Genomic DNA, 9,308 nt, shown 5'->3' on the forward strand with positions numbered 1-9,308 from the left:
GGTAGTACTCAAGAGTGGTACGTAAAGCTCTTCTATGTGGAATAGATGCCAGGGCGGCTGATGATTTCGAGCATCGGCGTAAGTGGGTTGCTTCGCGGTGTTAGAATTGGCGACCATCTTTACCATTGATGTCTGCGCCTATGCTGTGATGAGTAACCACTTGTAGCGAGTGTTAAAAGTAGTTGCTGATAGAGCCAAAAAGATAGTCAGATAAAGAGGGGATTATTCAACGGCACAAAGGTTTTAAAGGGATGTTATTGACTCAACAGTTTGTTAACGGAATATGTTTGGTAAAAATTTTGAGGTTCTAGTGATAGTCAGTGAATTATAAGTAAATATGCCCGTCAGGATCCTGAAAGGCATATTTTCAGCTGTTTTCTAAGCGCTGTGTTAGCTCTGTTTTAACCCACGAGTCTAAAAAGTACGGTTATATTGCAATCCGACCATCATGGCATTGGCATGACTCGTTGCCGTAAGGTTTGTGGCCAAATAGGTACCGCTGGCGATATCTATCGGGATCATAGGTTTTGATTCCACCACACTCACATCTTGGCCTAATACATAAGTAAACCCAAAATCCATATTGGAGTTTTGCGTTAACTGATATGTAAAACCAGTTGAGAAAAATTGTCTATCGGAATCCGGCACCGAAATAGAGGTAAATTGATCTTGTGCACTGACATCGTATAGATAACCAGCTCTAAGGGTCCAAGTATTATTCAGGTAGTAAGTCGCACCAATAGCGTAGTGCCAACCATCTTTCCACTCATAATTATTCAGTGTGCCACTGGTATCGGCATCCAGACTTTCAAACACGCTCCAACCTATCCATTGAATACTATAATGTAGCGCGATATTAGTATTTTCGAGATGATGGAAACCTGAAAATTCAACCATGCTTGGCAGCGGGATCGGTAGTGTATCGTCGATAGGGCCGGACTCGGCCATATAACCCGCGTAATCGACATCGCCCTCAGTTTCTATTGTAGGGCTATAACGATAAGACAAACCAAAGCGGTTATTATCATCGAGCTCATACACAGCCCCCAGATTAAACCCCAGCCCCCAACCTTTAGCATCGACAGTCAGTAGATTAGTGTCTGTTGGCTGTAAACTCCTTTTGAGCTTACCTGTACTGGCAATGATATCCAGCCCAGCCCCAAGGCTAAGATGCTCATTAATCCGATAAGAGGCGGATAAACCAAGATTGTAACTCTTAACTTCACTCTGGCCACCAAACTCACCAGCAATGTAATCATCACTATATTCTGTTTTAGTACCAAAGTTGGAATACGCGTTAATGCCCCAAGCAAACCGGTCATTGACTGGCATGATAAAGTGAATGTTAGGAGCGATAGCCATGTCGCCAGCATCATCATAGTTTGCTGATTGAACCGAGCTATCGACGAGAGCCCCTTGGCTATATAACTCTCGGCTATAAAGCGCATCTTTGACTTCGATCATGGAAGTGATGCTGATGAAACCTACTGACAAAGCGGGCTCATTAAACAGTGCCATAGTGGCGGGATTACGCGACATAGAGGACGCGTTATCTGCAATGACCGCATCTCCGGCAAATGCGCGTCCCAGGCCTGCGTTTGATTGCGCATTTAGCTGAAAGCCAGCGCAATATGCCTGTTGTGAAAACAATATCGCTGCGCCAATAATAACCTTCTTATTCAATCGACTCATCTCCCTCATAGTTTACTATCCTTTGGATCCTGCTCTTTCCGAGCTTATCGAATTTGGTTTATCGTACTTGCCTTGACTGAATAAACGCAGCCATGCAGGCCGACGTTTAAATAGGACGCAGATAGTATGTGAATATAAGAGTAATTAATGAAATCAATGTCTTATTTTAGAAAACAAATACAATGGCAGCAAATAACCGCGGGTTGATGTTTTGAGTCTTGTTTATACTTCAAATATTCAATTTTAGATGTTTGAGGAAACGAGGCTGAAGCTAGAATGACCTCTCTGAGTGAGAGATATAAATGCTGAACTGGACTTTCAAATAGATGTGATTGCCTAGACTATGTTGTACTGAAGTTAGCTTATTATTATGTCTAAATAACATGGTCACCCATGTTCAATATCGGGGTTATATATACAGCTACATTTTACTCTGACCCGGTTAACTGCGGAAACGGAATGAGTCCTTTTGTCGCTAATAAAAGGCCACTTTCTTCTGCAGCAAGAAAGTGGCCTATTTTATAGATACAATCTATGGATATTCAGCTGACGCTGACGCTTTTTAAGCGAGCAGATTATTCTTCATTGCTGGAAATTAGATTGCTAACGGCTCTTGATACCAGATCTTTTTTCATCAGAGTTGGTGTAACAGGCTGTGTAAACCAGAAGCTCATCGGCTGTTCAAAGCCAATACCGTGCATATAATTATAGATCGCCTTACGCAGCCCTTCGCCAAGCATTTCATGATCTGTGCCGGTTGGATCGGTGAAGTCCACATCGTTTTCAGCGAATAAGATCTCAGGGCGCTCAGCTAGCGTAATGCCAAATTTCTCAGGGTTAATGCCAATAGGACTGTGGATCGTGGCCACAAAACGGTGCCAGTAGGCGGACTGGAAGCAACCTTGATTCATCATCTGACGTACCATTTCCAGCGAGTCGATGGTCTCTTGTTCGGTTTGTGTTGGAAAGCCATACATCAAATAGGCGTGAACCAATATACCTGCATCACTGAAGGCTTTGGTTACCTGGGCGACTCGCTCAACACTCACGCCTTTTTTCATCAGTTTCAATAGACGATCTGATGCTACCTCAAGACCGCCGCTAACAGCGATACAACCGGAATCCGCTAACAACTGACAACGCGCTTCGCTAAACGTCCTCTCAAAACGGATATTGCCCCACCAACTGATCACTACGCCACGTTCGATTAGCCGTTTTGCAAACGTAAACAAAAGCTTTGGCGGTAGGGCTTCATCGACGAAATGGAAACCTGTCTCTCCGGTTTCTTCAATGAGTTGTTCGATTCTATCCACCAACACGTCGGCCCCTGCGGCGTCAAAGCGGTCGATATAGTCCAGACTGACATCGCAGAAGCTACATTTACGCCAGTAACAGCCATGCGCTATGGTCAGTTTATTCCAGCGTCCATCGCTCCAAATGCGGTGCATAGGATTGAGCATTTCACATAAAGACAGGTAGTCTCCCAATGGTAGGCCATCGTATATTGGCGCACCGACTTCGGTTTGTGGAATATCCTGCAGCTCTGCATTTTCATTGAAGTGTACGTATGGCTGGCCATTTTCATCCTCTGCGAGGAAGTAAGTTCGCACCAGCTCATCGACTTCACGCTTGCCTTCAAAGTATTCCAGCAGTGTTATAAAAGGGCGTTCGCCGTCATCCAGACAGATAAAATCGATAAACTCAAATACACGTGGGTCTTTCAGCGCACGCAGCTCGGTATTGATAAAACCACCACCGATGATGATGGGGATCTCTGGATTGATGGCTTTACAGGTTTGCGCAATACGTAAGGCGCCGAGCATATTGCCGGGGAAGGGCACGGTTAATGCGACCACGCTAGGCTGTGTTTCTTCCAGATACAGCTCAACCAATTGTTCTAAAATTTCCGAGCTGAAACTCGGTTCGCCCATCAAGGTATCGTAGAGATTGTCAAAGCTGGGGTTGGCCGCCGCTAATTTCTCGCCATAACGGCTCACTTCAAAGTAGGGATCAACCCCCTGAGTAATCACGTTCGACAGATCATTAATGAACAGCGTTGCTAGATATTTGGCTTTATCTTGTACACCTAGATTGCCAAAGGCCGCTTGCAACACATCGCCAGATACCGCTTCCATTTGAGCAATCGCGTCAAACGCTGGACCTTCTGGTAAAAAACGACGCGAGTTAATACGCAGTGCCAGACTTGGATCTTTGCCCTGCAAAAATCGAATAGCTGACTCAACTGTTAGGTGGTAGCGATCAAATTCAGCCAGGAAGGTAGAAATAACATCAGGCAACTCATCTTCTTCAAAGTGGTCGAAGTTTTCTTCCACATGCTGACGAATAATCTCCAGCGCAGGCGCTGTCATCATTTCTAGAAAAAGCTCAATAGCAGGATCTCGCTGAACCGCTTCATAACCTCGAGAGCGTAAAAAACCCGTTAAATACGCAGTTGCCGGATAGGGCGTATTCAGCTGGGTCATCGGTGGAGTCATAAGAAGAACGGTCATAGCCTGCCTTTAAATAGTAAAACCTGAATACTCAGTGCGAAACTGATCCGTGACACCTGAGTGTGGCAGTAAATACAGTTGCCATAAAATAGGGGGGGATTCTAGCAAATGAACTATATAGGTTCTACTTCAAACTGCAGGTTTAATAGCTGCCTGAGCGAATCAACTTCAAAGCGGATGGTTGAAATAATGGCGATTCCTTTAAAAGCCACTGAGTTAAAAAGAGTGCAGCCTGCTCTAAGTTGCGAACATTTACTGCGTAAACGGCGACAAAGTGTGAGCCATTGCCAATGCTAGTTGTGCGGCTAAAGCTATAATGAGATATTTCTATTCATCAATTTAGCTTGTAGGAGCAAACATGTCTCAAACTGTCGTCATAACCGGTGCTAATCGCGGTATAGGTTTAGCGTTAGCAACCCTCTATGCCGCTCAAGGTCAAAGTGTTTTTGCTTTATGTCGTACATCATCAGCCGCGTTATCTGCTTTAAAGGTGAACGTGGTAACAGATATTGATGTGGCAACGGATGCTGGTATTGCCAATATGAAGCAAGCATTAACTCATATACAGATTGATGTGTTGGTGTGTAACGCTGGCATATTACGGGATGAGAATTTAGCAAACTTAAACCTTGATACCATTCGTGCCCAGTTTGAAGTCAATGCCATTGCACCTCTGCGTGTGGTTGAAGCGCTTCAGCAGCAGTTAACTCGCGGTGCTAAGGTGGCGATGATCACCTCGAGAATGGGGTCAATTGAAGATAATACTTCTGGTGGCCGTTATGGTTATCGTATGTCGAAAGCCGCTTTAAATGCGGCATCAATGTCGTTAAGCCATGACTTAGCCCCTAAAGAGGTGGCTGTTGGTATTTATCATCCTGGTTATGTGCAAACAGATATGGTTAATCACGGTGGAGATATTTCAGCAACAGATTCGGCCAGTCGCATTGTTGGCCTAATTGAGCAGCTTGATATGAGTCAGTCCGGTGTATTTAGGCATTCAAACGGCCAGATATTACCTTGGTAAGATTGATTATAAATGCGGGATAGCCGTTATTTTAGATTCAATAAGTGGGTCAGAAACTGACCCTGCTTATTATCCTACCTGCATCCAATCAACTTTAACGCCAGCTTGTTTGAACATATCTTCGCTTATCTTAATCTTCTCTCCCCAGCGTGACAGAAAGTCAGTGCTTGGTTGCGGGCTATGGACTGTGCTTAAGCCAGTTTGGATTATCTTTGCAGCGCAGTTAGGGCAGGGGAAGTGAGTCACCCAGATCTCGCAGCTGCTGAGATCACGCTTAGCAAAGAGAATGGCATTCTCTTCTGCATGAAGGGTTTTTAGGAGCTTCATCTCACGGTTGTCGGTTTCGGCACTATCGGAGATCCCATTAGGGTAGCCGTTGTAACCTAATGAGACAATCCGGTTCTCTTCGGTGATCACTGCCCCAACTTGAGTGGAGGGGTCTTTACTCCAAGATGCAACGAGCTCGGCCATCTGTAAAAAACGTGTAGCCCATTTTGTCATCATCTAACACTAACTCCTGATCTATACTGCGGAATAAACTACGAAAACGAGCTGCCATTCTCTATGGAGAACAATGATAAATCAACCTCTAGTCAATTAGCTTTAGGTAAACTTTAAATAAATAACTTGGGCTCCCATGATGACTAATCACTAAAAGCCAGCGAATCTAATACTCCCATACCGCTATGGACGCCACCTTCAGTTGCGCGTGCCGATTTACTTCGGATCAAATAGCCGGCATAACCTTGCTCAGTTGTAGCGGGTATACCATCTATATGCACAGTGAACATGCCAATCTCACTGATCAAATCATCGATCTGCAGCAACTCACCTTTACGTATCGTCAAAGCTGGAGCAGATCTTGGAGCTGGGTGTAGACGGCGCATCAATGACCAAGCCTGATACTCATTAGGCTGTAGCGTTAATAATTTTTGATGGATATCGTCGCCAAAAATACAGTGTCCTCCGCCTTCTCCTTGGTTTTTAAGGACCCATTCATCTGTCGGCCTTTGCTTTATCCAAGTGGCAGACTTCTCGGTGATAGGCACCATTTCTCCGAGTAGCTCACTGACAACCATGGCTTCATCAACGGATAAACCAAAGGCAGTGAGCTCTTTGGGCGTCATAGAGGACAGCAACATTTGTACACGCTTGCTGGTGGCGAGTTGCTGGCTTACGGTTGCGTTAACCGCTACGCGATGTTTTTCGATAAAGATACGAGTTTGCATTAGCGCATCACAACAAACCTTGCTGATTAAGTCATGTGCTTGATAGTCGCAATATTGGTAACCTGCTCGGAGATAAATGGTATCAATTGCCCCGACATCTTCTAAAATCAGCCGATCATTAACGCCCGTTGATAACTTACCGTGTAACTGTCGGAATGTTCTTCTTACGGTTCTAATGCCTTTGGCTTGTAAGGCGTGTTCAAGTAAATGCTGATCAAATACATTATCTTCATCTGCTTGTACCACCATTAAAAATACAGCGGGTCCAGCATCGTCAAACTCTGATTTTATCTTCTGCGCTGCGGTTGCTATCCCAAGTGAGAGTCTTTCAATTGCAGGGTTGTCGACGAGTTCAGCGTCTAAGCGTCCCCACTTTGAGTAGGCTTGTGCTGATTGCAGCTGCAAGTATTTATGTAGTTGATGTACTTTCTGACCAAAAGGGCCCATACCAGCAGCAATACCATTGAATTCAATGAGCCTAGGGCCATCAGTTGTATCGTCCATAAAATCACTGCGCATAAGCAACAGGGGTAATCTTTTTGCACTGCTTGGGGAGTCATGGATTTGCTTATGCATAAGAAGCAATGCATTGAAAAATGGATCACCGCTTGTTATTGGAGATATGGCTTGGTGTAAAAATGCATGATTTTCAGATGCAAAGTGCACCAACTTGCCCAGTAAGTTAACTGAAGCAGTCAAATGAGCATATCTCTCTCGGCTAATGCTTGTCGGTGTAAAGCTAAATGCCGTATGAGTCGCGGAATAAGGGGTGTTTTTTAGCACCATACCATGAGTTAGCCCCCACTCTATTGCATCTTGTGAGGCGTGTATTGAAATGCTGTCAATCATGATGCTTTCCTGTGCAGGTTTTATTAATTAAGTAAACTTAGTAGATAGAACAACGCGCCAAATCAATGATAGCCATATGACTTCTCTTAGGCTTGAAATGTGAACCATAAAATATTTCTATTTAAATGGAAATATAAGATTGAATTTATAATCTGTCAACTTATTTCGGCAAAAGCCGAAATGAAATGCGAGCGAGGTACCATAACAACTCATTGTCCCTTTTATGCTGGCTTGAGATGCTGAGTCATCGTTATATGCACAGCTTGCATATACGGGGTGGGAACCCACTATTGCGAATCCTGCTTGAGAAGCTCGAAGCTATCCGTAGTTTTTTTTAACGAGCGGCAAAGATAATCCTTTTCTAGCTAATGTCTAGATAAGTGAGGGGGAGTGCACTAACATTTATGACGGCCGCACTTGAGCATAAGGTCTGTATTGCCTACAATGGCGCACGATTTATTGATAACCACTTTTCATTACAGGCCAGACCATGACTGACACTACATCAAAACCAGCTTTACCTGATCGCCTTTCCGTTAACCCTCGTAGCCCACATCACGTGGCAGCAATTTTCGATCACGACATTGGCATTATGCTTAACGGCAAAGAGCGTTTTGATGTTGAAGAATATTGCATCAGTGAAGGTTGGGTTAAAGTGCCGACACACAAAGCATTAGACCGTCGTGGCCAACCGTTGATGGTGACGGCAAAAGGCACCGTTGAAGCCTTCTATAAGTAAGTAGCTGACATAGATGTCTCAGAGTAACCTTCATTGAGTAAAACTTAATGATCATTGGTCACTCATGTCTGCAAATGAAAAAGCGAATCTAAGGATTCGCTTTTTTTATACATGGATGTATTTATCCGTGATCGCCAAGGATGGTGGTGAAAGTGATTATGGTATTAAAGTCGTGGCGCTTTACGCAGGCCCAAATATGAGAGCTACTCGTCTGATATAAAAAGATGCATCAATATCGCTTTGAACCATTACAGGTTTTTATACGTATTAAACTAGCAATCAGCGAGTTTGATTGTGGGTTGTACCTGTTACTAATCAAAGCGGGAATATACGTTTAAAGGAGGGATTTATGTCTTTATCGCAACACCTTTTCGTCTTTAATCATGTGCTTTCAAAGGGGAAGAAGCATGATGACAAATACCATTTAGATGGACTAACAGCTTGGCATGATATTGATGGCTATACCTGTTACTTGGGCTATCGCGATTTAGTGATGACGCTGATGTTTCACGGACGCTTTTCTTACGAGTACCAAGATCGTATTGTCTATAATGACTTTAATTCGTTAGTGATGGGGATTTTTAGGCGTTTAAGCTCGAACTCAATAGTGGGTTAGTTCTCTGTTTACCGCTGCCTGTTGCTGGTGTTTATCAAAAAAGTGCAGTAGTGACTCCACCTGAGCTCTTGCAGCAATCCAAGCCAAAAATAACAGTAATAAAGCCCACTACGGTGACGACTATCGAGCCCAATAAAGACCTTGGTTGCGCTTAAGGTAAGCTTGCCGATGAGTCAGCGGCTATTTTTAAATTTGGTAACGGCGCAGCTAATAATACTTGGAGCATTATCACCTCAGATAACGATCTTAGATATTCAAAAAACAGACTTGAAAACATTAATCTTAGCGAGTCAAACTTCTATTTTGATTACCAATGGAGTGGCATATATTGCTTTCTATCCAATCGCTACCTTACCTATGTTGAAGTGAGCATCAAGCAGCCCAAGTATCTGCGAGGTTGGAGAGTTTGTTCATGTAAACAATCTGTTCAGCCATAGTTATTCTGGTCAAATATGATGTTGTTTTATCGATTTTATTAAGTCTAAATCATCCTGTTTCACTCCTCATTGACTTTCTCTTTTACACATCTCCTTTCCCACTTTACTTTCTCCTATCTCTTTTTCCCTCTTCTTCTTTTTTTTTTTATTTTTTTTTTTTTTTTTTTTTTTTTTTTTTTTTTTTTTTTTTTTTTTTTTTTTTTTTTTTTTTT

The 9,308-nt window shown here is 43.3% G+C and carries 7 protein-coding genes; 3 read left to right on the forward strand and 4 right to left on the reverse strand.

What is annotated here, in order from left to right; all coding sequences use genetic code 11:
• Positions 1-414 precede the first annotated feature (414 nt).
• Positions 415-1,692, reverse strand: coding sequence for an outer membrane protein transport protein (locus tag CXF82_RS09730; protein ID WP_308303108.1), 1,278 nt, complete (start codon positions 1,690-1,692; stop codon positions 415-417).
• A 575-nt stretch (positions 1,693-2,267) separates the two neighbouring features.
• On the reverse strand, positions 2,268-4,202 hold the full coding sequence (locus CXF82_RS09735) for a B12-binding domain-containing radical SAM protein (RefSeq protein WP_101093213.1): 1,935 nt from the start codon (positions 4,200-4,202) through the stop codon (positions 2,268-2,270).
• A 358-nt stretch (positions 4,203-4,560) separates the two neighbouring features.
• Between CXF82_RS09735 and CXF82_RS09740 the strand changes: the two genes are divergently transcribed.
• Positions 4,561-5,226: an SDR family oxidoreductase gene (locus CXF82_RS09740; protein ID WP_101093209.1), complete on the forward strand. Its 666-nt coding sequence runs from the start codon at positions 4,561-4,563 to the stop codon at positions 5,224-5,226.
• A 69-nt stretch (positions 5,227-5,295) separates the two neighbouring features.
• On the opposite strand, the gene CXF82_RS09745 is transcribed toward CXF82_RS09740, so the two are convergent.
• Complete coding sequence (locus CXF82_RS09745) at positions 5,296-5,730, reverse strand: deoxycytidylate deaminase (protein WP_101093206.1); 435 nt, start codon at positions 5,728-5,730, stop codon at positions 5,296-5,298.
• Between the two features lie 140 nt (positions 5,731-5,870).
• Positions 5,871-7,304, reverse strand: a complete 1,434-nt coding sequence (locus CXF82_RS09750; RefSeq protein WP_102044100.1) for a glutathione synthase — start codon at positions 7,302-7,304, stop codon at positions 5,871-5,873.
• Between the two features lie 490 nt (positions 7,305-7,794).
• Here CXF82_RS09750 and CXF82_RS09755 point away from each other — a divergent pair, with 490 nt between their 5' ends.
• Positions 7,795-8,043, forward strand: a complete 249-nt coding sequence (locus CXF82_RS09755; RefSeq protein ID WP_101093202.1) for a DUF3297 family protein — start codon at positions 7,795-7,797, stop codon at positions 8,041-8,043.
• Between the two features lie 349 nt (positions 8,044-8,392).
• Complete coding sequence (locus CXF82_RS09760) at positions 8,393-8,659, forward strand: DUF3081 family protein (RefSeq protein WP_102044101.1); 267 nt, start codon at positions 8,393-8,395, stop codon at positions 8,657-8,659.
• Positions 8,660-9,308: the final 649 nt, after the last annotated feature.

It is taken from the genome of Shewanella sp. GutDb-MelDb, assembly GCF_002836075.1.
Taxonomy (GTDB): Bacteria; Pseudomonadota; Gammaproteobacteria; order Enterobacterales; family Shewanellaceae; genus Shewanella.

Bases quoted from the DNA above. Each gene is read 5' to 3' on its own strand.
- CXF82_RS09730 (WP_308303108.1), bottom strand. From the start codon at position 1,692: ATGAGTCGATTGAATAAGAAGGTTATTATTGGCGCAGCGATATTGTTT.
- CXF82_RS09735 (WP_101093213.1), bottom strand. From the start codon at position 4,202: ATGACCGTTCTTCTTATGACTCCACCGATGACCCAGCTGAATACGCCC.
- CXF82_RS09740 (WP_101093209.1), top strand. From the start codon at position 4,561: ATGTCTCAAACTGTCGTCATAACCGGTGCTAATCGCGGTATAGGTTTA.
- CXF82_RS09745 (WP_101093206.1), bottom strand. From the start codon at position 5,730: ATGATGACAAAATGGGCTACACGTTTTTTACAGATGGCCGAGCTCGTT.
- CXF82_RS09750 (WP_102044100.1), bottom strand. From the start codon at position 7,304: ATGATTGACAGCATTTCAATACACGCCTCACAAGATGCAATAGAGTGG.
- CXF82_RS09755 (WP_101093202.1), top strand. From the start codon at position 7,795: ATGACTGACACTACATCAAAACCAGCTTTACCTGATCGCCTTTCCGTT.
- CXF82_RS09760 (WP_102044101.1), top strand. From the start codon at position 8,393: ATGTCTTTATCGCAACACCTTTTCGTCTTTAATCATGTGCTTTCAAAG.